Source organism: Marinomonas sp. BSi20584, from assembly GCF_002792415.1.
GTDB classification, from domain to species: domain Bacteria; phylum Pseudomonadota; class Gammaproteobacteria; order Pseudomonadales; family Marinomonadaceae; genus Marinomonas; species Marinomonas polaris.
The window spans coordinates 64,241-91,080 of the sequence record NZ_KZ454889.1 but is presented as its reverse complement, the minus strand read 5'-3'; the positions used below and the strand labels follow the sequence as shown (position 1 = coordinate 91,080).

The following is a 26,840-nucleotide window of genomic DNA, read 5'->3' as shown; positions in this document are numbered from 1 at the left end:
TAAACACTCATCAAGAAGAGATACAAGGTCGCGCCTTTAGGCCGACAACTTAATAATTCCCCTTATGTCTTCCAAGGTGAGGGCGACTGTGTAGTTATTTCTTCCGCCTATCCCGTAACGATATCGGCTTAATTTTCTGTTCGTTAAAAACACACAATATTTTTATGGTCTTCGTTTTTAGCTTCTTGTATTGTGTAAAGAAAGGTCAGGGAAGACAGGCTGATAACTCATATCTAATGAACACGTTTTTCTCCTTCACCTGATCTAGATTAAATTTTAAATACTCGTTTTTGTTTAGTTAAAAACACGAATGACAAGATAACTAAAAGCATTACTTGGATATTCTGGGACTAACATGGTTTTGCGGATAAGCCAAAATGATTAGAGCTAAGTTAGTGCTGTTTGCTCGTTGCAATAGCATCAGGGATAAAAGCTAAAAAAGCTTTACGAAAAATCCGAATAGATGGCTGTAAAACGTTGTTGGCAGGCGAAAATGTGTAAACCCGCACGCTCGGATTTCCAACTAACCAGCCTGTGGGAAAAGTTAAAAAGTTCCATTGAATCAGTTTTTTATAGGGATTTAAATGGAAATTAAAAACAGTGTAGATGTGCATGCGCACTATTAAAATTATATGAAATAATTAAGTGAGTAGAAATAATTTGAATTTAAGAAATATTAAAAATATTGATGTTGTTTACACATATTTTGATTCTGGTATTGAGAGTTCGTATTGTTTATCTGAAAAACATAAACTAATTTGTTCAGATTCAAGTTTGACTGCTGTATTAAAAAGTGATGAACCATCGGAAAAAGACAAAACCTATGATTTAAGGGTAATGTTTAAAAACGAAACTGTATTTGTTGCAGGTAAAGTTATCTCCGATAGCGGTGATGAGCATTTAGCTACAGTTAGTGAACACGATGATTGTTATGAATTGATTTGTGAAGATTCGCAACAAAAGGCTTCGGTGTGTCTATATTTCATATAACAATGCGCAGCAATTGGCAAAATATATGTCACGAATTTTGCTTCGCAAAATGTAGTGCCAAATATTTTGCAACTGTGCTTAGCGTTAAGTATCCACAACTCACAGGTCTGCAATATGGAAAAAAGGTATCAGGTCTTTGTAAGCTCAACTTATGTTGATCTGCAAACGGAAAGGCAGCAGGTAATACAAGCCTTAATGGAAATGGATTGCATTCCTGCAGGTATGGAATTGTTTCCAGCTGCAGATGAAGAGCAATGGGAATTTATCAAACGCATTATCGATGATTGCGATTACTACTTACTTATTATTGGCGGTCGTTACGGATCTATTTCTCCGGAAGGCATTAGTTTCACGGAAATGGAATATGATTACGCCGTTGAGAAAGGGCTGAAAGTTATAGCGTTACTCCATGATGAGCCAGAGGCTCTTCCGGCAAAGAAAGTTGAACTTGAAAAAGAGGCTCAGGAGCGCTTAAGTTCATTCCGAGAAAAAGTAGGTAATGGCAGGCTGGTAAAATTTTGGTCAAGGTCAGATCAACTTGCCGGGCTAGTTGCGCTTAGTCTTTCTAAAACGATTAAAATGTATCCCGCTGTAGGTTGGGTAAGAGCTGATCAAGGCAGCTCTACCGAGCTTCTTCTTCAAATCAATGATTTAAGAGATAAAAATGAAGCGCTTTCGATTGAAAATAAAACACTTAAAGAAGCGTCAGTCGTAGAGGAAGACTCGGATTATTCTTCAGGTGAAGAAACGTTCCAAATAGATGGAACATACGAAATAAGCTATAGCAACGGTAAGCGAGCATGGAATTCCGAGGCTACTTGGAACCAAATACTGTCCTTGCTAGGGCCTTATTTATTTCAATACTTAAATGAAAAATCTGCAAATATTCAGCTCGCAAAATCTCTCCTTAAAGCGCAAGGTAAAAATGCAGATGGTTATTACTCTAAGAAAATTGATGATGAAGTATTTCAAACAATAAAAATTCAGCTCCTAGCGCTAGGTTACATCGACATTAAGAGCCTTCAAACAAAATCTTCAGGTATGGCCATGTTTTGGATTATTACCGAAAAAGGGAAAAGAGCAGTTATAAGCTTAAGAACCGTCAAAAAGTCCAATGCTTAATAAGGCGCTGTTGTCGGACAAATTTTCCGCTTCGCCCCACAATTTTAGTCCGCTGAATGCAGCGTTAGCATTGCGACCATAATTACTATTTTTTAGAAGCCTGTCTTATCAAGGCGTTCACTTTTAAATATCACAGCGCAAATGCTACAGAGGCTGGTCCCGTCAGATCACGCCTCGTTCCTTGTCTCATCTGACCTACGTGATCGGTTGAGCGAATGTTTGCCAATTATTGAGACTAGAGATAATTATAAGCTGGTGATGGCAAGCATTAGTTCTTTTTAAATTGGAGTGATACTATAGTGATACATTTTAATCTGAGGTGTCGCTATGAGAACCGAAGTCGTTACTACATTAAAGAGGCAGGCAACGAAGCTGCTTGCTGACTTGCGTGAGTCAAAAGAGCCTATTCTCATAACCGAGCATGGTCAGCCATCAGCTTATTTGCTTGATGTTGCTGATTACGAGTTGATGGTGGAACGGATGAAGATCTTGGAAGGTATTGCGAAGGGCGAGCAGGCCATCCGTGAAGGTCGAACAATGGATATGTCGCAAGCCAAAGAGAAAATGAGTAAATGGCTCAAATAATTTGGACTGAGCCAGCACTGGATAATCTGAATGATATTGCCGAGTATATTGCAGTTAGTAATCCGTACGCTGCGAGGCAATTAGTAGAAAATGTTTTCAGTAAGGTGCAGAGACTCGAACAATTTCCTGACTCCGGTAGAATCCCTGAAGAAATTTCGACTCTAAATTATCGAGAAGTTGTAGTGAATCCTTGTCGTGTTTTCTACAAAGTTGATAACGATTCAGTCTATATCCTTCATCTGTTGAGGCAAGAAAGAGATTTACGCAAGTATTTACTGTCTACTACGGATGAAAACTAGAGGATTATCGCTATGCGTGATCATTATGATTTTTCACATTCAGTCAAAAAACCTTACGCTAAAAAGCTTAAGAAGCAGGTCACGATAAGGCTTGATGAAGATACTGTTGAGTATTTTAAGGCTTTGGCAGATGACAAGGGCATTCCTTATCAAAGTTTAATTAACCTGTATCTAAGGGATTGTGCGCAGTCACGCCGTGACTTGAAGATAGCATGGCAGTAAGCCATTTTATGCACTTTAAACATCGGAGTCTGTCGCATTTTTGTATTCAACTGCCACAGACTCCATTCTTTCCGTTACTAACTAATTAGGCGCAGCCTCGTTTGCCTCTAATGACGGAACTTATACGTCAGCGCCTCCTAGGACTTTGTCTAGTTGCATTTCTGTTAAAACACGGTCTTGAATAGGTTGTTTAGCTGCGTTAATTTCATCAACCCCCCAAACTAAGCCAACAGGTGTGCGTGTTGGGCGCTTACCAGCAGGCATGTCTGCTAGGGCTAAATAAGCGTCTACGACCATTTGTGGATTAGGTGCTTGATCGCTCTGCATAAATTTACCGAATTCTTCGAACATGGCGGCAGGGATGTTTGCCAATTCACCGTAGCTGTCCAGTATGTCTGTACGAGATGGTTGTTGTCCTGACGCACTTAGGCCTGTTGGGAAGGGGCCAGGTTGTACGATGGCGACATCGATACCGAATGGCGCTACTTCGTAGCGTAAACCTTGAAGGTAGCCTTCTAAAGCATGTTTGGTTGCAGCGTAGGTAGAGAAATACGGAGCAGAAATTTGGCCAACCATAGAAGAGGTGTTAATGATTAGGCCAGACTTAGCATCACGCATCGCAGGTAAAACGGCCAGAATAGTGCGCATAGCGCCATAGTAGTTGGTTTCCATTTGCTCCCGAGCTTGGTCAATACTAAATGCTTCGGTAATACCAAGATACATTACGCCCGCATTGTTTAGCAAAACATCAATTTTTCCGGCTTTATTTAGTACGCTCGCAATGGCGTTTTTGACTGATTCGTCGTTGGTAACATCCATATCAACAACTTGAATTGAATTGCTATACGCTTCCAGCTCTGCTTTAACTGCAGAATTTTTACCTTCTGGGCCTCGCATGGTGGCGAACACTTGGTAGCCTTTATCGGCAAAATCTTTTACTGATTTTTGACCAAAGCCACTGCTGCTTCCTGTAATAACGATGCTTTTTTTTGTGTTGCTCATTTTTCTTTCCTATTCGATTTGCTAATTAAATACCAGTCGGTACAATAAGCGCAAATGTACAGTCTGTCAAATTAAAATACCAGGTGGTATAAAATGAGTTTGAATCCAAGTAAGCCTTCAAGAGGGCGACCAAAGACCCTAGATCGTGAACATGTTTTGGATGTGGCAATGGCGTCTTATTGGAAAGAGGACATAGGTAATTTGTCTCTTAATGAAATCTGTAGGCGATGTGATATATCGAAGCCTGGCCTTTATCGTGAATTTTTGAACGAAGATGGTTTGATGAAAGCCGTCATTCTTAAGTATCACCAAGAGGTGCTAAGTCCTGTTCAGCAGATGTTGAACACGGATGCAGCGTTTCGAGAGACGCTTGATAATCTAGTATTATTTGCCGCTTCGATAAATGATAGTCAAGGGGCTCCGAAAGGATGTCTGTTGATAAAAATGCGTGAAGCGCAGATGCATTTAGGTGAAGCGACACGAGCACAAATTGATTTGATTCAAGAACAAGCAATAGCGACTTATAAGAAATGGGTAGAGCGTTCAAAGGCCAAAGGTGAATTTACTGCCGATATGTCAGCAGAGTTTGCTGCCAGTTATATCGATGCACAGCTAAGTCATGCTTCGTCACAGCTTGCACGAGGTGAAGATCCGCAGTTGGTTAAGCGCATACTGATGGCGGCCCTTTCTATCTTGAAGTAAGTATCTACGAGCTTAGTAAGATGAATGTTGTGTTGGTCATTTAGACATAATTGAGAAACCAGAGTCGGTAGCGTCTTGCTATTTCAGACGCTCCAGACTCCAGTCTTGTTATTTCAAACGACGCTCAATCAATCACTGGACGGATGTGGGCGTCTGTGTGAATAAATAACTTACCGCTTGGGCCAGTTTCGGGCTGACGTGGCCGCTGCGCAGGAGTGTCCAAAGGGGTTGTTTGGCTTCAGGGTGTTGGCTCAGTTCGGCGGCGATTTGTCTGAAAGCGATGTAGCCGTCTTCTCGGTGCGCCAGTTTTTCCATGATAATACGCAGTAGCTGTGGGTTTTGACCAAGCCAATGGGGGCATTTTGCGGCGAGGGCAGCGATAGGGTGAAGGTCGTCGTCTTTGCATTCAGTCAGACTGCCAAGTAAACCAAACAGCGGTAATAATAGCGTGTCGTTTAAATCAGCTCTTGATAAGGCACGTAGATAGCTTGCTTGCATGAGAGCATCTTGCTCGTTTTGCAGTTTTTCAATCAAGGTATCTTGCAATTGGCTAGGTAGAACCTCGTGCTCAAGAGCATGACATAAGGCGCTAACAACAGGCTTGGCGGCTTGTTGAATGGCTTTTTGTGTCATTGCTTGGTATTTGTCTTCGTCAACTCTGGCGGCCAGTTCTGCTATGCCTTGCAGTCCTAGTGTTTGCCAGCTGTCGTCTGCTTGGTTTAAATCTGATGAGAGGTATTTCACAACGTCGTCGAAGTAGTGCGACGGTGCTTTGTGTAGGTTTTTGCCTAGAATGGCATGCAAGCTCGCCATGCGTTCTTGGTCTGGCTTGAATGCATAAGGGCTGTCTTCAAGCGCTTCTGATAAACCTGCTTCTTCGCCTTTGTGCAGTATTTTATCGACGATGCTTTTGATGAAGTGATCGCGGGTGCCAAGGTTTAGGCAGCCAGCTTCGTCTAGCGGTAATTTAATAAACCAAATCACACCTTGATCAATGATGTCTTCTTTTTTGGCTTTTTTGCCTTGTTGGCTTCCCATGTTTAATAAGCAGGCCAGCCAAGCATGTTGGCGGAATGGGAAAGGGTAGGTTTGTTGTTTACGGTCGAACTGCACCGCTTGTTGTGGTGTGATTTTGGTGATGTTGCGTCCTAGGTCGAAGTAGCTTACATCACAACCGACCATATCAAATAAGTCAGACAAAGATTCTATTTTGTTCATGATAAAGTTTTGGCTCTTGTTGCCGCTTTTATTGGCGCTCTATATTGTCTGTAAAGGCGCAATTATGCGTGTAAATAAAAATACGTTATATTACCGTTTTTCAAAGGAGAAAGCAGGTTGAAAAAAGCCTTTTCTGACCATCATTTGTTAGCCGATTTATTGATGGACTTGCAAATGGCAATGCAAGATTGCGATGTTTGGCAATGTGAAGAACCAACAAAAGACGCGTTACAAAGTTCAGAACCTTTTTGTATTGATACCATGAGATTCGAGCAATGGTTACGTTTTGTGATGATAGAACGCTTTAAAACTATGTTGGCAACAGGAAGTGATTTGCCTGTACGTTGTCATATTTCTCCCATGGCGGAGGAAGCTTTTAAGGATAAACCACATGCTAAAGTTCGCCATATAGTCACATGCTTAAACCGCATTGATCAGCATTTAAGTGGTACTTTGTGATATCAAATTGGGTCCATCACCCATTAGTCAAAGATCTTGCTTGGCTGGTGGAAGGGCATTATATCGAGCGTGATTTTGATCTTCAGCCTTATTGGGTTGTGGATGTAAATGAACGTTTGTTATTGCTGGACAGCGATCCTAAACCTCTTGTTGCTGCAATGACAGCTTGTAAGTCGCACTTTCTTGGTAGTTACTTTGAGACGTTATTTTCGTTTGCGATAGCACATTTATCACATTTGAAAATCAATTTGGAGCATTTCCAAATTGAAAGCGAAGGCAAAACGTTGGGTGAAGTGGATATGTTGGTGGAAACACCTGATGGCCAGCTTCATCAGTTCGAAATAGCGATTAAGTTTTATTTAGAAAGGCCGGATCTTTTTCCTCATGATTGGATCGGGCCAAACAAGAATGACAGTTTATTAAAGAAAGTCACGAGAGCCAGAGAGCATCAGTTACAGATCTTGCAAACGGAAGAAGGGATGTCTGCAATTGAAGGTGTTGCTAAAGGTCGGCGGCCTATTTCAAATCTATTGGTTTTTGGTCGCTTGTATTCTGCTTTAAGTAGTAAAGAAGAGGTTGGTGCGTGGCTTAAGCAGATTGATCGTGGCGGTTGGATTCGTGTGTCTAATATTGATTTACTCATGCCATTTTTTTCAGGTTTTTTAATCTTACAAAAGCCCCACTGGTTGTCGGCGCCCAACATAAATGATAATTTTCCTTTCAATTCTCTACAATCTGCCTACAATCTTGTAGGCGAATTCCTACTTGATGATCGTCCTCGTCATGTGTTTATTAGGTCGGCTCTTTATAAAACAGACCAAATACATCGAAATGTGTTTATTGTGCCTGATTCATGGTGAGAGATTCGACAGAGTCTAAACCCAAAATCTATTTTATTATTAGTAGTGTTTAAAACAAATGACCGATTTATCTACATTGCTGCATCGTAAGATGCCATTAGCTGCTTGGATTATAGACATAGAGCAATCAAGCGTGCCATGGTGTAATGAAGCGGCAGAAGTTCTATTAATGGACTCTTTGAGTGACATTAAATCGGGCCAACGTGTTATTGGGTCTGAGTTAAAAAGTCGCTTGGCTTTGTATTTAAAAGAGCTTGAGGTAGGAAAAACACTTCCCTTCAAATGGCCGTTCGTTTCAAAAGATGGTACACATTATAATGTACGCGGATCTGTTATTTCTTTAGGTGGTGCGCGTAAGGGATTATCGGTCGAGGCACATCCAGTCTCGGCGCCTCGTATTTCAGTAGAAAACTCTCATTCCAGTCTTCTTTCACATTTTAAAACCTTATCTTTCGCTGTTTTTGAACAAAATGGCATTTATCTAGAAGCCAGCAAATGCTTTACAGAGCAATTTGGTGACATCGAGCATGTACGAGATTTATTTGCTGTAGCTGGTGCTGCTAACAGCTTTATTAGTCGTTTGGCTCAACGAGAAAGTATGTCTCAAGATATAAGGCTTTCTACTAAAAACGGGGTTCGTTGGCATAAGATTGAAGTGTCGCATCAGCTTAAAACAAATGTTGTTTATTTGTTAACTCACGATATCCAAGAAGAAAGAGATCACGAAGTAGCGCTTTATCGACTGAATAATTACGATGGCTTAACTCATTTACCGAATAGAAACTTGCTGTATCAGCAGTTAGAAAGTGCGCTGGTGAATGCTCGTAAACGTCATCGTCAATTTGGTCTTTTGTATTTGGATTTGGATGGTTTCAAAGTTATTAATGATAACTTCGGTCACCGAGTCGGTGATGAGCTTATTCAACGAGTCGCAGAGCGCATAAAAGGTAGTATTCCCTCGGGTGCTTGTTTGTATCGGTTGGGGGGCGATGAATTTGTGGTGGTATTGGAAAATACCAATGAAATTGAAGAACTAGAAAGCATTGCTCGAAGTATCATGCAAAATGCGAGTAATACCTATCCTGTAGCAAAAATGGAAATGATGATTACTGCGAGTATTGGTATTGCAAGCTATCCTCAGCATGCCGATGACGTAGATAATTTGCTCAAAAATGCTGATGCAGCCATGTATCGTGCTAAGTCTACTGGACACAACATGTATTGTGTTTATGAAGATCATATGGCCGACAATATTAATGCGCATTTGACATTGGGCGGTGGCTTACGAAAGGCGATAGAAGAAGAGCAATTTATCCTTCATTATCAGCCGAAGATTAGGCTTCCTGATGAAGTTGTAGTAGGTGCAGAAGCTTTGATTCGATGGGTTCATCCAGAACTTGGGATGATCAGCCCAGATCAATTTATTCCCCTAGCAGAAGAGAGTGGTTTGATTCTTCCTTTGGGTGAATGGGTTATTCGAAGAGCCTGTCGTCAGCTGCAAGAATGGCGTGAAGCTGGTTTGGATCCTATTAAGCTCTCGGTTAATTTGTCTAGTCGTCAATTTATGCAAGCAGATTTGGTTGATATGGTGCAAAGAGCACTGGAAGAAACCGGTGTTGATCCTAAGTATCTTGAGCTCGAATTAACAGAAAGTATGTTGATGGCGGATGCTCAGCAATCAATTGAAAAGTTACATAGCTTCCGTAAGTTGGGACTGACGCTGTCTATTGATGATTTTGGCACTGGCTATTCATCACTTGCATACTTGAAAAAATTCCCAATACAAACTCTAAAAATAGATAGATCTTTTATTCATGATTTAGGTTTGGATTGTGATAACGATGCCATCGTGAAAGCCACTATTGCGATGGCGAATAGTTTAAATTTAAAGGTAATCGCCGAGGGTGTGGAAAACCGTTCACAAGTCGAAGTCTTAAATGGCTACGATTGCCAAGAAGTGCAAGGTTATTTGTTCTCTAAACCGTTATCCAGTGATGACTTTCTTATGTATCTGAAAGCTCACAGTGTGATGGCTTAGGCACTAGAAATTAAAATGAAACGTTGAAATAAGAAAGCTTTATGGCTTTGGATTTTTTAATGTTCTGCTTGCGGTTAATAGGTTATTCTCCTTGCTCAAGCGCCAATTAATAAACTATGGGTACACTGTGTCGACGCTCGAAAACCTTTCTTGTCCGATAGATGCTGCACTGCTTACTCGTGATGAACGAGTATTAAAGTGCGAACATGGACACACCTATGACTTAGCCAAAACGGGCTACGTTAATCTTCTTCCCGTACAAAACAAACGTTCTAAAGACCCAGGTGATAGCAAAGAGATGGTCGCCGCACGGCAAGCCTTCTTAAATCAGCAGCACTACTTTCCCATTGTTAGCGCGATTTTATCTTCTTGGCCAAAAGATCATTTAGTTAATGGTGTTCGAATTCTCGATGCTGGTTGTGGTGAAGGGTATTATCTTAGTGAAATAGGCAATGCTTTGAATCATCAAGGTGTTGACGCTGAACGCACGGGTCTTGATATCTCAAAGTGGGCCATTGTCGCTGCTAGTAAACGTGACAAAGCGGTGAGTTGGTTAGTCGGTAGTAATGCGAGCTTACCAGCGCCAGATGAGCGTTACGATTTAGTATTGTGTCTGTTTGGATTTCCAGTCTTTAAAGAGTTTTCTCGGGTGCTCAGTGAAGAGGGTTTGATGTTGCTGGTAGAGTCCGGCCCAAATCATCTAATCGAATTACGTAAAATACTTTATCCATCGATTCACGATTACAAACAAACTTTTTCTGAGGGTGTAGCGGATTTCGAGTTAGTTTTGGAACAAGCAGAAACCTTTACTTTTAGCCTAGATTCGCAAGAAAAAATTCAAGATTTATTAAGTATGACACCTCATATTCATAAGGCGTCGTACGAAGGTCGAGAAGCTGTAAAACTGCTCGATTCTATCATCCTCACTGCGGACATTAAGCTTCGCTGGTATCGAAAGAAAATTAAGGAAGTGAATCATGTCTAGCCATTTAGATGACCTTTTTAATAAAAACAGAGAGTGGGCTGCTAAAGTAACCGCTGAAGATCCAGAGTTTTTTTCAACGTTATCAAAGCAGCAGCAACCTGAATATCTCTGGATTGGTTGTGCAGACAGCCGAGTTCCTGCTAACCAGATTGTCGATTTATTGCCCGGTGAAGTTTTTGTTCACCGTAATATTGCTAATGTTGTGGTGCACACAGATTTAAACTGCTTGTCGGTTATTCAATTCGCGGTTGATGTGTTAAAAGTGAAGCACATTATGGTGGTTGGTCATTATGGTTGTGGTGGCATTAAAGCCGCAATGGGCACTGAAGAGCACGGTATGATAGATAACTGGTTGCGTCATATTAAAGACGTATACCGTTTACACAGAGGCGAATTGGACGCGATAGAAGATGAGCACACTCGTTTTGATCGCATGTGTGAACTGAATGTGGTTGAGCAGGTTGCCAACGTTTGCCAGAGTAGTATTGTGCAAAACGCTTGGAAAATTGGCCAAGAATTGCATGTGCACGGTTGGTGCTACAGCATCGAAGATGGCCATATTACCGACCTGAAGCGAACAGTATCTAGTGCGCAAGAGTCGCTTGAGCAAATGAATAACATGTAAAAACCAAGTTAGCGGTACATCGCGAACTTTCTTTGAAAGCAAAAAAACGAGCCATGTGCTCGTTTTTTATTGTCAGTCACTTTTGTTGTCTTCTAGATACTATAGAAGGTATCTAGAGTAGAGAGTTACAGGTTGTTGTTTTCGGCAATAGTGCGAGCGCAACCAGCAATAGTAGAGCGTAACCAAATATGGCCTGGATCGTGTTGTAGTAATGGGCTCCACAGCATTTTTAGTTCTACTGGTGGAATGTCAAACGGCGGAGGTAAAACAACAACGCTAGTGTTGTCTTTCATCAAGCGAGTCGCTAATGACGGCAAGGTAGCAATTAAACCAAGCTGTTCTGTGGCGCGCATGGCGACATTGTAGTTACGGGTAAACAGACGAATGTTGCGTTTAAAGCCTAAGTCCGCCAGTGAACCATCTACCCAGCCTAGTTTTTGAACTTCTTCTGGTTGAATGCCAACGCCTACGCCAAAACCTGTTTTACTCACCCAAACGTGAGGTGAAGCAAGATAGGTTTCTAGCGAAAAGTTTTTAGCAATCTCTGAATCAGCGGGAACCAAACAAGAGAAATGGTCAACCCAAACCGATTTTTGGTGAAAGGATTGTGGTAAGACATCGAAGCGGTTGATGACCAAATCGACTTTGCCTTTTTCAACATCGTGAAAGCTCACATCGCTTGGATTCATCACATCAAGAATGACGTTTGGTGCTTCGGCTTGGAGCTTTTTCATTAGTGGTGGAATCAGTGTGGCTTCGGCGTAATCACTAGCCATAATGCGAAAAACACGAGAGCTGGATTCCGCTTCAAAGCTTTGTCCTAGGTGTAGAACTTCATCAACCGATTGTAAGATACTTTGAACACGTGGCTGTAGTTGAATCGCCAGAGCAGTTGGCATCATGCCATCGCTGGTTCTGACTAGTAGTGGGTCATGAAATAGATCTCTTAAACGTCTTAGCCCGTTGCTCATCGCTGGCTGTGTAATGCCTAGCTGATTTGCGGCGTGAGTTACATTTTGCTCCCGTAGTAAGGAGTCTAAATAACGAAGTAAGTTAAGATCTATTTTGTCTAACTGCATAAGGGAAGAGGCCCGTGTCCACTAATCGTAGGGGCTGCATCATACTCCATTTTATCAATGAATAGAATGACAGCCCCCCACTCATAGAGAGATTAGGGTGTAGGTGGGTTAAGACTGTTTGGCGAGTTGCTCTATGACTTCATAGCAAGCGCCCATGGTGTGGTAGTCGGTTTTGCCTGCTGGGCTCTTGCAGTCATCGAAGGCTTTATTATCTTGAGTTAGAATTCTAAACCAAGCGCCGTATTGATGGTCGATCATGTGGGACCAGCTGTATTGCCAAAGTTGTTGGTATTTATCCCAATAATGCTCTTCTTTGGTGGCGAGGGCTAACATAGCCGCAGCGGCGAAGGATTCAGCTTGAACCCAAAAATATTTGTCCCCGTCGCAAATATTACCCTCTGGATCGTAGCCATAACAAAGGCCGCCGTTGGTTTCATCCCAGGATTTTTTCCATGCTGAGTTAAACAGTTTTTGTGCGGTGGGAACCAGCCAGTCTAGTGGCGAACGTTGGTTGATCAAAAGTAGCAATTTGGCCCATTCTGTCTGGTGGCCGGGTTGAAATCCCCAAGGACGGAATAAATGTTTTGGGTCAGCTTTGTTGTAGTCCCAGTCAACTTGCCAATCAATCGTGTAGTGCTCCCAAATTTCCCCGCCAGCGAGAGCCGCTTGGCGCAAGCAAATGTTATGGGCTAGCAATGTCGCGCGCTCAAGATAATGAGGCTCTTGTGTGGCGTCGTAAGCAGCAAGCAGTGCTTCGCAGCTATGCATGTTGGCATTTTGACCTCGATAAGGTGAAACATCTTGCCAGTCGCAGGATATCTCATCTTTGTATAAACCAAACTCGGCATCCCAAAAATGTTTTTCCATGGTTTCGAAAGTTTCTTGAATCCATGGTTTTGCTTCTTCTACTCCGGCTTTATAGGCAGTTGCATAAGCGAGCATAACAAAGGCAAAGCCATAGCAGTGGTTGGTTTCATCAAGATTTTTGTCTTTGTTTAGCAACCAAACATAACCACCATTTTCTCGGCGATGACGGTTTCTCAAATAGCTTAAGCCGTGACGTGTCGTCTCTAAATACTCGGCTTTGCCTTCTGCTTGATACGCTTTTGCGTAATTGAAAACGAAACGTGTACTGCTGACCAAGTGCCGAGTATCTGTATCGTAAATGTTGCCATTGTCTTTGAAGAATTGAAAAAAACCACCTGCAGGGTCAATACAGTTTGGGTGATAGAATTGCATCGTTGATTGGATGTGGTCTTTTAAAAAAGCGGTAGATGTAAACTCTGGAAAAGAAGGCATGATTTCGTCCTTTGCTATGGCTCTACTGTATAATGCGAGCCTTTTTATTTTTGTTTAAGTTGTTTATAAGATCTAATACTGATTTCTCATCTTAATGGGTTATATTATTAAATCAATTAGATTTATTAAATGAGGGCTATCCTTTAATGTCTTTGCGTAATGTCACTAGCGCAGTAGAGAAAATGTTCCTAGTTTACGGGCTCAATATGAGAGTAGGGTTATATGAAATCGTCAGGTAGTACTTCTGAACAAAGCCGCATTTACAATGAACGTATTATTCTTCATTTAGTTCGACAGCATCCCGAAATCTCCCGAGTGAAGATTGCTGAGCAAACTGGGTTGAGTGCTCAGACGATTTCCGTGATCACGTCATCTTTGCTTGAAAGGCAATTGCTGCAAGTCGACGGCAAAGTAAAAGGTCGTCGTGGCCAGCCTTCAATAAAACTTAGTATCAACAAAAAAGGCGCTTATGGCTTAGGCATTAATGTCGATCGCGACCATATCAGTGCCGCTCTGCTAGATTTTAGTGGCGAATGTGTTTTGTTGTTAGAACGAATAGTGTCTTTTCCCACCGAAAACTTGGCGAAGAAAATCGCTCAAGATCTAATTGAAGAAGTGAAAACAACGTTAGGTGAGGACTGGAGTAAGGTTCAAGGAATTGGTCTGGCAAGACCCGACTATATGGATTCTTGGCTGGAAACCTTGGTGACGGACTCTGACCAAAGAGCGGATTTGAACAATCTAAAAGCCGCTTTGGCTTATTGGCAATCGGATGCGTTTGAATCTTGGCTGACGGATTTAACCGGCGTGCCATGCTTCTGCGAAAACGACGCTGTTGCCGCGGCGACCAGTGAGTTGTTACTAGCGTCTGTTGCACCACAGCGTGACTTCTTTTACCTCTTCATCAGTACCGCTTGCGGCGGTAGTTTTGTGGCTAATGGCGAGTGTTACTTTGGTGCTCACGGAAAAGCCGGTAGCTTTGGTTTAATTCCTACCGCCACAGGAAAGCATGGCAAATGGATTCTTGAGGCCTTGTCATTGTCTTCCTTGCGTCGTTTTTTTGCTGATAAGCAAATTCAATGGCCTTCGACTGATGATCTGTGGCTTGAACCTCAATACACTACACTTATCGAACAATGGGCGAGCGAGGTGGCGTTTGAAGTGACTCCAGCTTTGGCTTCTGTTGTTGCTTTATACGATCCAGAAGCGATATTGATTGGTGGTCGTTTGCCGCCGCCAGTATTGGCAGCGTTAATTATTTGTATCGAAAATGCGTTAACAGCACACAGTATGCTGCCTTTGCCTGCGATTCGTATTGCTCAAACGGGTCATACCGCCGGTGTTTTGGGTGCGGCAGTTTTGCCTTTGTATGGAACCTTTGCACCACAGCAAAACCTATTATTGCTAAGTTCAAAATCCGCTGTTTCAGTCTCTTAAAAAGAGAGCTAAAGAGAAAATCTAAGAGAGAACTAATGAGATTAGAAATACAATGTGAAGACAGGATAGGTATGGTACGAGAAGCCCTCGACCTATTTATTCCTCATGGTATCGATATGCGCTTAGTGGAAGTGGATACCAAGCGACGTTGTATTTATTGTGGCTTTTCCGATATACCTTTCTCAAAACTACAGCAGTTATTGGCTGATATTCGTCGCTTAGACAGTGTTGAAGATGTCAAAACCGTGATGTTTACGCCATCTGAAAGAGAGCACAATGCCCTTTATACTTTGTTAGAAGCCTTACCTGATGGTGTGATTTCGGTCGATTTGAAAGGCAATATCACCATGGTGACGGAGCTTGCTGCGGAAGATTTGAATGTGCCCGTGTTGAATCTGCTACATAAACCGGTTCAGCAGTTTATCAAAGGAATTAATGTTTCCAAAGATGCATGGGCGAATCCACGAGATGGCATGAGTAAACGGATTCGTATTCGCAACAAAACCTTATTGCTGGAAATGAAGCCGATTTTTGTCAGTGACGACGAAGGTGTTGCCAATCCTGCTGGCACTGTGATTTATCTGAAATCTAAAACACGTTTGGATCGTCAAGCTGAGAGCCTAAAGCAAGCACCAGACGCGGAAAATTATTTAGAAAACTATTTCCGACCAGCAGTGATGAAAAGTGAAGCAATGAGACGAACATTGCTTCAAGCCAAAGCGTTTGCCGAAGTGCCAATGCCTTTGTTGGTTCAAGGTGAGGTTGGTACGGGCAAGAGAGACTTGGTCGACGCGTTATTTCAGTATTGGCAAAAGCATCAGGGAGACAGGGAGGCTCAACTGATTGTTCGTCACGCGCGAGAATTAGTCAGAGAAGATATTAACAAGCTAGATAAAATGTCGGGTTGGTTTGTTATTGAAGATATTGAATGTCTTGATGAGCAGGTACAGTTAGATCTGGCCAGTTGGTTGTCTCGTCATCCTGGCGAAAGTACCAGTCTTGATAGTAATGTTCGTTTGGTCAGTTTATCTTCGCTAAGTCAAAAGCAGCTTAGTAATAGCGAGACATTAAATAAAACACTGTATTTCTCTTTGGCAACGCTAGCGCTAGCTATGCCATCGCTTCGAGATCGCAAAGAAGATATAGAAGGACTTATTCAGCAAGTAATATCAGCTCAGGCTGAACGTTATCGTTTGCCCGTGCCTTCTATTTCAAAAGGCGCTTTAACCAAGTTGGCTTTATATTCTTGGCCGGGTAATTTAAAAGAGTTACAAAATACTTGCTTACAAACCTTACTGACAATCAAAGACAAAGAGTGGCAAGCTGAAGATATTCTGTTACCAGAAAACAATTACATGGTAGGCATGGCTTTGATTGATGATTCGTTGGAAGTGACAGTGAAGCAATGGGAAGCTGAATTATTGAAGCGACTTTATCCCAGTTTCCCAAGTACAAGGCGACTAGCCAAGGCGGTTGGTATGAGTCACAGTGCAATTGCGAACAAACTAAAAGAGTACGAGATAAATACATAAATGCCAGATTGAAAAGGTTTCAATCTGGCAAATAGATAGAATGGAGAAAGGGTTATTTAGTATGGGCGTCTATGACGTGGTACTGGACGACGTACTTCTTCGCGCTCAATTTTGATTGGTTGTAGCTTTGTTTTCGGTTGAGCAGTGTTTTTCTGGATATTGGCTACCAAGAAAGCAATTGCTGCGCAGGCAGCGACGAATAACAAAAATTCAAACATGGCATTTCTCCAAACTAATTATTCTTTTAACAATCATGGTTCAAAATGATCGTTGGGTAAAGGCATTTATGTTGTCTTTTAGTTAATGGAGGAGAGTTTTTGTAAATCAACCCCTGCATTTAAGATTACAAGTTGTACCTTTTTCTTAGATACCTTGCTACGCCATCTTCATCATGATGACCAATGACATCGGTAGCAGCATCTTTAACATGGACTAATGCGTTATCGGTTGCAAAGGCTTCATCTGAAGCAGAGAACATAGATAGATCATTGTCTCCATCTCCAAATACTACCAACCTTTCGGCACCAATTTCTGCTTTTAGTTCCATCAATGCAGAACCTTTACACACATTACTGTGGTGTATGTCTAACCAAAATGCATCAGGGTTGTAAATTCCGCCACCTGAGTAGGCGGTTAAGTGACTGTGTTTTTGGCTATCTAGGACAATTTTTTCAATAAACTCGGGTCGACCCATAGCACTAATGTTGGTGATTCTTGCGCTATGAGATAGCTCTGCTATTGGGTGAAGGCTCATGTTTTTATGATTGCCCAGCTCATTGGCTATGTGATCGCTCAAATGCCCTGTCAGCGGTGAATGGTAAACCCTGTGTGAACCATCGTCTTCTAGGCAGAAGATAAAAGGCGTAACTTCGTTTTCTTCAAAAGAAGTAAGAAGCTCTGATATATGGCTTTGTGACAGCAGGTTACGATGACGGTAAAGGTTTTGTTGAGGATCCCACCATTCAACCCCGTTTTTGAAGATCTGCCAGTTAGGAAATTTATGGCCTTCAATGCAAGGCATGGCGGCAAAGTGTGTGCGGCCTGTCGCGACAGTGTAGAAAACCCCTGCGGCTTTTAAACGTTCAAGGGTGTCTAGCGTGTAGTCAGAAAGGCGTTGATGCCGATTCAGTAGGGTTCCGTCTAGATCAAATGCTACTAATTCCATAATCACCTCATATGTATGGTTATAGACTATCGCATTGCCTTAGCTGAATATTCAAGTGCCTTTTTAGTTTCTGTGTTGGTTTTCTTTCATGTTTTTTAATCGTTTACTCAGTGCAGGCTGAGAAATTCCGAGCATTCTTGCTGCTAATGATTGGTTATTGCTTGCTCTTTTCATTGCTTCTTCGACTAATAAATCTGCCATATTGCTTAGAGTTGGTAACTGTGTATTGGTTGGAAACTGCACCGGACTTTCTGTGAAAACTAAATGATTCTCTTTGCTTAAAAGTGGTTCGAAAGGTGCGCAATTGAGTTTGTTTGATGTACTTTGGCTAACTGCGTCATACACTAGTGCTTTTAGTTCGCGGGCATTACCAGGAAAAGTGTACTGAGATAAACTTACAGATAAACTTTTTGGTGCAGTTAAAGCTGGTTTATTCATTTCTTCACAAGCTGATTTGATAAAGTGATCAATTAATAAAGGAAGATCAGCTAAACGCTCTCTTAGTGGTGGTATGTTGACCATATGGGTTTTTAAGCGAAAGAATAAATCTTTTCGAAATTTGCCTTCAGCTTGTAGCTCTTCTAATTTTTGATGTGTAGCGACTACTATCCTTGCTTCCATTCTTTTTGGTTTATCACTTCCAACAGGATAATATTCACCTTCTTGTAGAAGCCGCAGAAGCTTAATCTGAGAGGCCAAGCTTAAGTCACCAATCTCATCAAGGAATAGCGTACCATTTGCCGCTTTTTCGACTAGCCCTAGTCGTGTCTTGTCTGCGCCTGTGAAGGCACCACGAGAGTGGCCAAAGAGTGTATCTGCAAATACGTTGTCATCTACTCCAGCTACGTTGACACTCACTAGTGGGCCTGAACAGTTGCTTAATTCGTGAATGACATTAGCGATTAACTCTTTACCGACACCACTTTCACCTGAAATTAAAACTGGCTGGCGTGTGTTAGCGATAGACTCGATATAACGAAAAACTGACCACATTACTTGATCTGAAGTGATGATTTTTGAAAAGATATCAGGTCTTTCTAATTCATTGGATAGAATTTGTGAACGCAAAGCTTGATTTTCTAGAGTGAGTTCTTGGGTATGAATTGCCTGTTTTAAGCCATCTAAAATTTGATTTTGATCCGAGGTTTTTACAAAATAATCGAATGCTCCTTGTTTTACGCACTCTACCGCTGAATCTACTTGGTTTACACCGCTTATAATGATGACGCACACATTAGGGTATTCTTCTTTTAACCATGACAATACTTTTTGACCTGAAATTCTCGGCATGGTGAGATCCAATAAAACCAAACCAATATCTTCTTTTTCCATGAACGAGGGCACTAGGCTTGGGTCTGAACATGTCATTAAATTGTTATACCCTTGTCTTTCTAATGTTAATGACATGCTTCGAAGAAAAGCAACTTCATCATCAACTAATAAAATCTTAAATTGAGGGTAGAGATTATATTTCATGAAAGGCTCTTATTTTATATAGATGGTTCTGAGTGAACGGTATTGATAAAAGTGCCTTCCATTGCATCATTTGGCTTATAAATGGGGAAAGAAACAGTGACGCTGGTGCCTTTATTTAACTCAGAATCAAAAGCTAAAGTACCATGATGTGCTTTTATGATAGCAGAAGAAACAGACAAGCCCAGCCCTGTTCCGCCTTGCTCTCTCTTTGTTGTGAAGAATGGGTCTGTTAAACGCAGAATGTTGGCTGGATCAATGCCTCGCCCTTCATCCTCAATAACAAGAAGGACCTCTTTTTCATCTAAGCTCTGAGTGGTGGTGACTCGAATGGCATTTGTGCGTTTTTCAACTGCATCGCAAGCATTAATTATTAGGTTGATGATAACTTGTTCTACCCGTTGAGCACTTCCGATAATAATTGGATTGCGTTTATCTAAGTACAGTTCAAAATCATCAGTAGTGTTTCGAATAGTCGTATCTACCAAGCGAATAGCGGTAGATACTATTTGATTGATGTTTACTTCTTGAGTTATTTCATTTGGTTCTTCACGAGCAAAATCTTTTAAATCATTCACTATGTTTCGAATTCTTAAGGTGCTTTGATCCATTTCGTCTAATAAATATGGTAACTCCTGACTCAAGCGATCAAATCTAAGGCCCGCTAATGAAAAATTCGGATCTTCTTTCGCGTATTGAGCTAGATAGGGTAGAGCATCTTCCCAAGCTGATTTTAGAATAGGAAGATTAAGCATAAGCAAGCCTGTTGGGTTGTTTATTTCGTGTGCCACACCAGACACAAGCACACCTAATGACGCCATTTTATCGGCTTGTATTAGCTGTTCTTGCTGCGCTTTTAATTGGGAAGACCGCTTTTCAACTTCTTTTCGCAGCATCGCATTCCATATACCTATGGCGCCGATTGCCAACAATAAAGCGATAATAATATAGGCCGCATACAATCCTAATTCTTTCCATGGGAAGGACGACTGTTGTAATGCTCCAAACCATTTCTCATGAATTTTTTGTTGCTGGCCAGTATTTCTAAGGATGGCTAAGCCTTCATTGAAAATAGCAATTAGCTCTTCATTTTTTTGCAAAGCACCATAACTTAAACGTTGACCTGATATTGGACTCGCTATGGCATGAATATTATTAAGCTTCATCTCTTTGCTGAGATAAAGGCTGGGGGAGTTTGCTGTTAATGCGTAATCATGTTTACCTGAAGCAAGTAAGCGTAACGCTTCTTCATGAGTCTTAACGGGAATAATGATGGCTTGAATATTATTATCAAGAAGGTATTCATGCATGATGCTAGCATTTTGAACTATTACTTCTTTGTTTTTAAGTTGCGAAACATCATTAATTGAAGGGGAGTTTTTGCGGGCGAATATTGAGTAATTAATTATAGAGTGTGGAGAAGAAAAGAGGATGTTCTGCGCTCGTTCATCTGAGTAAGCTATTCCTTGAAGTATGTCAAAATGACCAGAGTGCAAGCCTTTTAATATGCTTTGCCAATCTGCCATTTCGATTTCGACATGAACACCCATTACTTCCGCAATGGCTTTTGTTAATTCAACGGTATAACCCGTTGGTTCTCCATCTTCACCAGCAAATTCGTAGGGTGGAAAGTTGTAATCAGCTCCCACTGAAATCATTCTTTTTCCAGAGTGTCCTGTAAAGCTATCTTCTGCGGATAGCTCGCTAGAAAGTGTTGCTAGGCTTAGAAAAAAGCAAAGTAAAAAGACAAGCTTGTGTATTTTTAAAAGGCTTTGCATGTAGAGAAAATCTTCTTTTATGAATGTTATTGAGGCGAATACTAACGGTATCGGCTCAATAAAAAAAGCGCGAAAAATGGAATAGGAAAAGGCGACAGGGTTAATTTTTTGAGTGATATAACAAAAGTTATATCCATAGCTTTTGTTATTAAGTGCATTGAATGTGCTTGTTTCACATGGTTTAGCTGACAATTTCTTTGCACTTCTAATCTTTCTATAACTTAAGTTATAGATTTTAGTAGCAAGTAAATAGACGTATTTATTGGGTTATTTTATTATTTATCAATAACTTAGGGTTTTATTTAAAACTTGGCATTTATTTTGCGATTAGATCCTCGCTACATGACATTATTTTAAATACCGGAATGCTTGAGGATTCTATGATAATTAAAAAAACACTATTTAAAGCTTTGCTTGTACCTGCTATTGCAGGCGCTTCCATGTTATCTATGGCGGACACTCAGTTTGTATCGATTGGTACTGGTGGTGTAACAGGTGTTTATTACCCAGCAGGTGGTTCTATCTGCCGTATGTTAAACAAGGATCGTAAAGAGCATGGTATTCGTTGCTCTGTCGAGTCGACTGGTGGTTCTGGTTACAACGTAAACAGTATCCGTTCTGGCGAGTTGGAGTTTGGTGTTGCTCAATCAGATGTTCAAACGGCAGCGTTAGAAGGGACTGGTCAGTTCGAGGGCAATCCTTTCCCTGAATTGCGTTCTGTTTTTTCTTTGCACCCTGAGCCTATTCACTTAATGGCTCGTGCAGATTCAGGTATCAAAACATTTGATGACCTTGCTGGGAAGCGTGTAAATATTGGTAATCCAGGTTCAGGTAATCGTTCTATGATGGAACTATTAATGGCTGAAAAAGGTTGGACGACCGAAGACTTTTCTATTGCTGCAGAGTTAAAAGCGTCTGAGCAAGCACAAGGTATTTGTGATGATAAATTTGATGTGACTATCTACGTATCTGGTCTTCCAAATGGTGTCGCACAAGAAGCAACAACGACTTGTGACGTCAAGTTGATCCCAATGACTGATCCTGCATCACTTGCGGTTATTCAAAAGAACAGTGCATTTTCACAAGCGGTTATTCCTGCTGGTATGTACACTGGAAACGACCAAGATGTTCTAACATTTGGTCCTAAAGCAACGATTGTTACGTCAGCAAATGTATCTGATGAAGCGGTTTATCAACTAACTAAATCCGTCTTTGAAAATCTAGATTCTTTCAAGCGATTACACCCTGCGTTTGCTCGCCTAGAGCCACTTGAAATGGTTCATACATCACTTGTTGCGCCATTACATCCAGGTGCTGTCCGTTATTACCGTGAAAACGGCTACATCAAGTAAGTATCTCTTTGCATGAATTTTCATGCACCTTGAATGAAGCACCAGTCATTTGACTGGTGCTTTTTGAGTTTTGCAATGAGTCGACACTGTGAAGTGTATGACTAGGAGTCTGTATGTCTATTAATACAACCACCTCAGCCTCACCAGATAAGTTAGAAGAGCTTGTCGCGGAAGCTGATACAGGTAAGCGTAATCCAACCGGAAAGATCTCTATCGGTTTGCTTTTTTTTGTACCACTCATGTGGTCGTTGTTTCAGCTATGGACAGGCTCGCCTTTGCCATCACAATTTGGCATAGGCTTTTTAAACGACACTCAATCTCGTGCTATTCATTTGGCTTTTGCTGTTTTTTTGGCTTTCTTAGCTTTCCCTGCTTTTAGTAAAAGTCCCACCCGTCATATCCCGTGGTTAGATTATATTTTGGCAGTTCTTGCGGCGGCATGTGCTTCGTATTTGTATTTTTTCTATGGTCAGTTAGCAATGCGTCCAGGGCTGCCAACCACAACAGACCTTGTTGTTTCTGCTATCGGTTTGATTCTGACTCTAGAGGCGGCTAGACGCTCTCTTGGGCCTGCTTTGATGCTAGTTGCTTTGTTTTTTCTGTTATATGTATTTTTTGGAGACAGTTCTGCTTTACCTGAGATACTTCGTTGGAAGGGGGCTTCTTTCGAAAAAGCCATGAACCATATGTGGCTAACCACAGAAGGTGTATTTGGTATTGCTTTAGGGGTTTCCTCTGGTTTTGTTTTCTTATTTGTGCTGTTTGGTGCCTTATTAAATCAAGCTGGTGCAGGTAATTATTTTATTAAAGTGGCGTTTGCTTTGCTTGGGCATATGCGCGGCGGTCCAGCAAAAGCGGCTGTTTTGTCATCTGCAATGACTGGTTTGATTTCTGGCTCTTCGATTGCCAATGTCGTGACGACGGGTACGTTTACAATTCCACTTATGAAAAAAGTGGGCTTTAGTGCTGAAAAAGCCGGAGCGGTAGAGGTTTCTTCCTCGGTAAACGGTGTCATTATGCCTCCAGTGATGGGTGCCGTGGCTTTCTTAATGGTGGAGTATGTAGGTATTCCATATATTGATGTCGTTAAGCACGCTTTTTTACCGGCTACTATTTCGTACATTGCCTTACTTTATATTGTGCATTTAGAGGCGCTTAAAGCGGATATGAAAGGCTTGCCTCGCTCTACACCTGCACGTACTTGGACGGCACAATTGATTCGTACAGGTATCGTTGTATCCAGCATGCTGATACTGGCAGGTATTTTGTACTATATCGTTTCGGCGATTAAGTGGCTGTTAGGGGACTTTTCAAATATTGGTTTGCTTGCGTTTGTGGTGATCGGTTATTTTGGTTTGTTGTATATCTCATCAAAATCTGATGACTTAGAAATTGACGCAAGTGATGAAGCAATAATTAAGTTGCCAATTTTCGCTGAAGTATACAAATCTGGTTTGTATTACCTCGTGCCATTGGTTGTGTTGGTGTGGTTTTTGATGGTTGAACGTAAGTCTCCAGGCTTGTCTGCTTTTTGGGCTTGTATGTTGATGGCATTTATTTTGATCACCCAGAAGCCTCTAAAAGCCTGGTTTCGTAAGCAAAAACACGTCGCTCAGCAGGCAAAGTCAGGTATTTTCGATTTAATCGAAGGCTTGAATACTGGTGCTCGTAACATGATTGGTATCGGTGTGGCGACAGCAACCGCAGGTATCATCGTGGGTACAGTTACTCTGACTGGTATCGGGCAAGTTATGGCGGAGTTCGTTGAGCTGGTATCTGGTGGAGTTTTAATCATCATGCTACTCATGGTTGCTCTTATTTCTTTGGTGCTTGGAATGGGCTTGCCAACCACAGCTAACTACATTGTTGTCTCGTCTTTAATGGCAAGTGTTGTTGTGGAGCTGGGAGCACAATCTGGTTTGATTGTTCCACTTATCGCGATTCACATGTTTGTGTTTTATTTTGGCATCATGGCCGATGTCACACCCCCTGTTGGTTTAGCATCCTTTGCGGCGGCGGCAGTATCAGGTGGCGATCCAATTAAGACTGGCTTCACGGCATTTTTCTACTCGATGAGAACTGCTCTGCTACCATTCTTATTCATTTTCAATACCGATTTGCTTTTGATTGATGTGACCTTTATTCAGGGTGTCGTTGTCTTTATTGTTTCCTTGGCAGCCATGCTAATTTTTGCTGCGGGTACGCAAGGGTATTTTATGGATCGAAGCAAATGGTATGAAAGTGCCGCGTTGCTATTGATTGCATTCACACTTTTCCGTCCCGGCTTTTGGCTTGATATGGTCGAGGCTCCATATAAAGAGCGTCCAACCCAAGAAATGTATAGCTACATTGATCAGCATCCTGCTTTAGATACACTAAGAATGTCGGTTGAAGGTGAAAATTTAGATGGTCGTTGGATTTCGAAAACGGTACATATGCCGCTATTAGGTCAAGGTGATGCAGCTGATAGGTTGCTCAACGGTGCTGGCATTGAATTGCGTGAAGAAGAGGGTAAATATCTGATCGACAATTTATCGTTTGGCAGTTATGCGGAACAGCAGAAGTTGGATTTTGATTGGGAAATAACACAATTTGAAGTAGATGCTGATCGACCTGCAAAAGAATGGTTCTTCATCCCCGCTTTTTTATTGGTTGTTTTAGTGGCTTGGCGCCAGCGTAAACGCAAGGCGAAGTCTTTGTAATCGGATGGTTATTTATATCTACTTCTATTGTCCCTGAAGTTGATATTGGCCGGTTGCGGTAACGCTCCCGGCCTCTTTATAATTGTTACACTTGCTTTTGAATCAACGCGACTGTTTCGAAAGTAATACCACTCCAGCCATTTTCGATGAATTGACGAATATTTTGGTGATCTGTCGCCTCAGGATTTTCTAAAACATCGACACGGTAAAAATCACCAAATAAATTTAGGGTTTCGACTTCTGTTAGTTGGTGAATAGATCCGAAAGAAAAAACCTTACAAGAACCATTGTTTTCATTAATGCCATTGGTCTGCTTGCCATTAGAAAACGCAGCAGGCGTGAAATCGTATTCACGCTCAATCACATCAATCACTTCTTTAAATTGTACTTGCTCAGGTGTGCTCTTGATTTTTTCTATGAGCGTTTGAGTACTTAGCATTGGGACTCCGTTTGATATATAAGATTTATTTTTTTGGCATTATTACGTTATTTCAAAAGATTAATGTTCAGTAGTTGGCTCGGCATATCGAACCGTAACCTTGAAGCAAATAAAAGCAATTATGCCACAAGCGGCAATGGTGCCAAGCATTGGAACAAAAGTGCCATTGTGAAGGATACTGATCACAGCGCCGCCTAAGGCGCCAAAGGCAAACCGTGATGTTCCTGCTAATGCAGTCACACTGCCATTATGGCTGCCTGCATGCTTCAAAGCGCCCGCCATAAACCCACTACCTAATATGCCCATTGGCCCCATAAATAGCATGCTGGAAATAATAATCAGCCAAAGTGGTGGATGACTAAAAAAGCTTAAGACAATCATTAACGCTGAGGCTGTTAGGGGAATATAAATTGCGTACTTAGAGAGAACTTCGGTACCAAGCTTTTCAACATAACGACCATTAATGGTTGAGGCTAGCATCATAGAAATGACGTTCAAGCCAACTAAGAAACCAAAATTAGCAGGATCAACGTCATATATTTCAATATACACAAAGGAGCAGCCAGTGATAAAACTCATCATACCTGCAAAGTAAAAGGCAGAAGCTCCGATATAACCCATCACAGAGCGGTTTTTGATCAAGGTAATATAGTTTCTAATCGCATTGCCAAATGAGAAGGGCGTGCGCTTTTCAACCGGCAAGGTCTCTGGGATGGTACGAAGAAATAACACGATGGCGATAATGGCTAAGATGCCCAGCATAACGAAGATGTAGTGCCAATTTAAAATAATGAGAATGGCGCCACCGATAATAGGTGCCGCTAAAGGTGCTAATGCCATTACTAGCATGATCATCGACATGGCTTTGGCAAATTGATTGATCGACATACCATCTTTGACTAAGGCCGGAACGCACACAGCAACAGCCGCACCGCCCAAGGCTTGAATTGCGCGCCCAGTCATTAGCATTTCATAGCTTTGAGTCAAGGCACAGATAAAGCTGCCAATGGCAAAAACAACCAAACCACCGACGACGACTTTGCGTCGGCCAATTGCATCAGAAATAGGGCCAAAAAGAATCTGTAGAAAAGCGAACACCAGCAAATAGATGCTTAGCGTCATCTGGATGAGGCCTATGTCTGTATTTAGGCTTTTAGAAATCGTTGGAATACTGGGCAAGTAAGCATCAATCGCCAACGGTGTAAGCCCAGATAAAAGACCGAGTACTAAAATAATAGGAAATGTGAGTTTCATGCTTCAACTTAAAGAGTAGGTTAGTCGGTTTTATCGAGTAGAAATCATAAACCAGTAATAGGGCGATAATTATAATAGGTTTACACTTCGTCGTTTAGTTTAATTGTGCAAGTACTGAGTAAAACCCAATAGGCTACAATTCAGAAAGACTATCTTTTCTGGTTTTCATTTATGGAACGTGGTTCAATTTCGCCTCTATTTCTAATGGACAGGAAGTTTTTTG

General features: G+C 41.6%; 25 protein-coding genes. 15 read left to right on the top strand and 10 right to left on the bottom strand.

What is annotated here, in order from left to right; all coding sequences use genetic code 11:
- The first annotated feature begins 645 nt into the window (after nucleotides 1-645).
- The 5 genes from TY87_RS17845 (at nucleotide 646) to TY87_RS17825 (ending at nucleotide 3,218) form a co-directional block, all read left to right on the top strand.
- Complete coding sequence (locus TY87_RS17845) at nucleotides 646-990, top strand: hypothetical protein (RefSeq protein WP_100188115.1); 345 nt, start codon at nucleotides 646-648, stop codon at nucleotides 988-990.
- Nucleotides 991-1,104: 114 nt separating this feature from the next.
- Nucleotides 1,105-2,112 (top strand): DUF4062 domain-containing protein, encoded by a 1,008-nt coding sequence (locus tag TY87_RS17840; RefSeq protein WP_100188114.1) that lies wholly within the window; start codon nucleotides 1,105-1,107, stop codon nucleotides 2,110-2,112.
- A gap of 327 nt (nucleotides 2,113-2,439) precedes the next feature.
- The gene (locus TY87_RS17835) at nucleotides 2,440-2,697 is read left to right on the top strand and encodes a type II toxin-antitoxin system Phd/YefM family antitoxin (RefSeq protein ID WP_012069454.1); all 258 of its coding nucleotides are present in this window, start codon (nucleotides 2,440-2,442) and stop codon (nucleotides 2,695-2,697) included.
- Nucleotides 2,685-2,996 carry a type II toxin-antitoxin system RelE/ParE family toxin gene (locus tag TY87_RS17830; protein WP_072841483.1) on the top strand — a complete coding sequence of 104 codons (312 nt, stop codon included), beginning with the start codon at nucleotides 2,685-2,687 and terminating at the stop codon, nucleotides 2,994-2,996. The genes TY87_RS17835 and TY87_RS17830 overlap by 13 nt, the downstream gene beginning before the upstream one ends.
- A gap of 12 nt (nucleotides 2,997-3,008) precedes the next feature.
- Nucleotides 3,009-3,218: a BrnA antitoxin family protein gene (locus TY87_RS17825; RefSeq protein ID WP_100188113.1), complete on the top strand. Its 210-nt coding sequence runs from the start codon at nucleotides 3,009-3,011 to the stop codon at nucleotides 3,216-3,218.
- 120 nt (nucleotides 3,219-3,338) lie between these two features.
- Here the strand turns inward: TY87_RS17825 and TY87_RS17820 are convergent, their stop codons facing one another.
- Nucleotides 3,339-4,220: an SDR family oxidoreductase gene (locus tag TY87_RS17820; protein WP_100188112.1), complete on the bottom strand. Its 882-nt coding sequence runs from the start codon at nucleotides 4,218-4,220 to the stop codon at nucleotides 3,339-3,341.
- Nucleotides 4,221-4,313: 93 nt separating this feature from the next.
- Between TY87_RS17820 and TY87_RS17815 the strand changes: the two genes are divergently transcribed.
- A complete protein-coding gene (locus TY87_RS17815) occupies nucleotides 4,314-4,922 on the top strand; it encodes a TetR/AcrR family transcriptional regulator (protein WP_100188111.1) in 609 nt (202 codons plus the stop codon).
- A 132-nt stretch (nucleotides 4,923-5,054) separates the two neighbouring features.
- Here the strand turns inward: TY87_RS17815 and TY87_RS17810 are convergent, their stop codons facing one another.
- Nucleotides 5,055-6,140: a DUF3549 family protein gene (locus tag TY87_RS17810; RefSeq protein WP_072841479.1), complete on the bottom strand. Its 1,086-nt coding sequence runs from the start codon at nucleotides 6,138-6,140 to the stop codon at nucleotides 5,055-5,057.
- Nucleotides 6,141-6,257: 117 nt separating this feature from the next.
- Here TY87_RS17810 and TY87_RS17805 point away from each other — a divergent pair, with 117 nt between their 5' ends.
- The 5 genes from TY87_RS17805 to can all read left to right on the top strand — a co-directional run bounded on the left by TY87_RS17805 (nucleotide 6,258) and on the right by can (nucleotide 11,107).
- Nucleotides 6,258-6,599, top strand: a complete 342-nt coding sequence (locus TY87_RS17805) for a YqcC family protein (RefSeq protein WP_072841478.1) — start codon at nucleotides 6,258-6,260, stop codon at nucleotides 6,597-6,599.
- Nucleotides 6,596-7,459, top strand: coding sequence for a DUF1853 family protein (locus TY87_RS17800; RefSeq protein ID WP_100188110.1), 864 nt, complete (start codon nucleotides 6,596-6,598; stop codon nucleotides 7,457-7,459). Before TY87_RS17805 ends, TY87_RS17800 begins: the two co-directional genes overlap by 4 nt.
- Nucleotides 7,460-7,517: 58 nt before the next feature.
- Nucleotides 7,518-9,497, top strand: coding sequence for a putative bifunctional diguanylate cyclase/phosphodiesterase (locus tag TY87_RS17795; RefSeq protein WP_100188109.1), 1,980 nt, complete (start codon nucleotides 7,518-7,520; stop codon nucleotides 9,495-9,497).
- Nucleotides 9,498-9,624: 127 nt separating this feature from the next.
- Nucleotides 9,625-10,482, top strand: coding sequence for a putative RNA methyltransferase (locus TY87_RS17790; RefSeq protein ID WP_100188108.1), 858 nt, complete (start codon nucleotides 9,625-9,627; stop codon nucleotides 10,480-10,482).
- The gene (gene can / locus TY87_RS17785; protein ID WP_072841470.1) at nucleotides 10,475-11,107 is read left to right on the top strand and encodes a carbonate dehydratase; all 633 of its coding nucleotides are present in this window, start codon (nucleotides 10,475-10,477) and stop codon (nucleotides 11,105-11,107) included. The genes TY87_RS17790 and can overlap by 8 nt, the downstream gene beginning before the upstream one ends.
- A 125-nt stretch (nucleotides 11,108-11,232) precedes the next feature.
- Here the strand turns inward: can and TY87_RS17780 are convergent, their stop codons facing one another.
- Both TY87_RS17780 and TY87_RS17775 read right to left on the bottom strand, forming a co-directional pair.
- On the bottom strand, nucleotides 11,233-12,186 hold the full coding sequence (locus TY87_RS17780; protein WP_012069462.1) for a LysR family transcriptional regulator: 954 nt from the start codon (nucleotides 12,184-12,186) through the stop codon (nucleotides 11,233-11,235).
- A gap of 108 nt (nucleotides 12,187-12,294) precedes the next feature.
- Nucleotides 12,295-13,485 (bottom strand): AGE family epimerase/isomerase, encoded by a 1,191-nt coding sequence (locus tag TY87_RS17775; protein ID WP_100188107.1) that lies wholly within the window; start codon nucleotides 13,483-13,485, stop codon nucleotides 12,295-12,297.
- A 222-nt stretch (nucleotides 13,486-13,707) separates the two neighbouring features.
- On the opposite strand from TY87_RS17775, the gene TY87_RS17770 reads away from it, so the two are divergent.
- Both TY87_RS17770 and TY87_RS17765 read left to right on the top strand, forming a co-directional pair.
- Complete coding sequence (locus tag TY87_RS17770; RefSeq protein WP_100188106.1) at nucleotides 13,708-14,922, top strand: ROK family transcriptional regulator; 1,215 nt, start codon at nucleotides 13,708-13,710, stop codon at nucleotides 14,920-14,922.
- Nucleotides 14,923-14,957: 35 nt separating this feature from the next.
- Complete coding sequence (locus TY87_RS17765) at nucleotides 14,958-16,454, top strand: TyrR/PhhR family helix-turn-helix DNA-binding protein (RefSeq protein ID WP_100188105.1); 1,497 nt, start codon at nucleotides 14,958-14,960, stop codon at nucleotides 16,452-16,454.
- Between the two features lie 56 nt (nucleotides 16,455-16,510).
- Here TY87_RS17765 and TY87_RS22515 read toward each other — a convergent pair whose 3' ends face one another.
- The 4 genes from TY87_RS22515 to TY87_RS17750 form a co-directional block, all read right to left on the bottom strand.
- On the bottom strand, nucleotides 16,511-16,672 hold the full coding sequence (locus TY87_RS22515; protein WP_157789920.1) for a hypothetical protein: 162 nt from the start codon (nucleotides 16,670-16,672) through the stop codon (nucleotides 16,511-16,513).
- 125 nt (nucleotides 16,673-16,797) lie between these two features.
- Nucleotides 16,798-17,619: an HAD-IIB family hydrolase gene (locus tag TY87_RS17760; protein WP_100188104.1), complete on the bottom strand. Its 822-nt coding sequence runs from the start codon at nucleotides 17,617-17,619 to the stop codon at nucleotides 16,798-16,800.
- A gap of 63 nt (nucleotides 17,620-17,682) precedes the next feature.
- Nucleotides 17,683-19,095, bottom strand: coding sequence for a sigma-54-dependent transcriptional regulator (locus tag TY87_RS17755; protein WP_100188103.1), 1,413 nt, complete (start codon nucleotides 19,093-19,095; stop codon nucleotides 17,683-17,685).
- Nucleotides 19,096-19,109: 14 nt separating this feature from the next.
- On the bottom strand, nucleotides 19,110-21,062 hold the full coding sequence (locus TY87_RS17750) for a transporter substrate-binding domain-containing protein (protein ID WP_232617180.1): 1,953 nt from the start codon (nucleotides 21,060-21,062) through the stop codon (nucleotides 19,110-19,112).
- Nucleotides 21,063-21,250: 188 nt separating this feature from the next.
- Here TY87_RS17750 and TY87_RS17745 point away from each other — a divergent pair, with 188 nt between their 5' ends.
- Together TY87_RS17745 and TY87_RS17740 are read left to right on the top strand one after the other, a co-directional pair.
- Entirely contained in the window at nucleotides 21,251-22,222 is a 972-nt protein-coding gene (locus TY87_RS17745; RefSeq protein ID WP_012069469.1) for a TAXI family TRAP transporter solute-binding subunit, read from the top strand.
- A 113-nt stretch (nucleotides 22,223-22,335) separates the two neighbouring features.
- Nucleotides 22,336-24,924: a TRAP transporter permease gene (locus tag TY87_RS17740; RefSeq protein ID WP_100188102.1), complete on the top strand. Its 2,589-nt coding sequence runs from the start codon at nucleotides 22,336-22,338 to the stop codon at nucleotides 24,922-24,924.
- Between the two features lie 85 nt (nucleotides 24,925-25,009).
- Here TY87_RS17740 and TY87_RS17735 read toward each other — a convergent pair whose 3' ends face one another.
- Together TY87_RS17735 and TY87_RS17730 are read right to left on the bottom strand one after the other, a co-directional pair.
- Nucleotides 25,010-25,363, bottom strand: coding sequence for a HopJ type III effector protein (locus tag TY87_RS17735; protein ID WP_100188101.1), 354 nt, complete (start codon nucleotides 25,361-25,363; stop codon nucleotides 25,010-25,012).
- Between the two features lie 60 nt (nucleotides 25,364-25,423).
- On the bottom strand, nucleotides 25,424-26,617 hold the full coding sequence (locus tag TY87_RS17730) for a Bcr/CflA family multidrug efflux MFS transporter (RefSeq protein ID WP_072841453.1): 1,194 nt from the start codon (nucleotides 26,615-26,617) through the stop codon (nucleotides 25,424-25,426).
- Nucleotides 26,618-26,840: the final 223 nt, after the last annotated feature.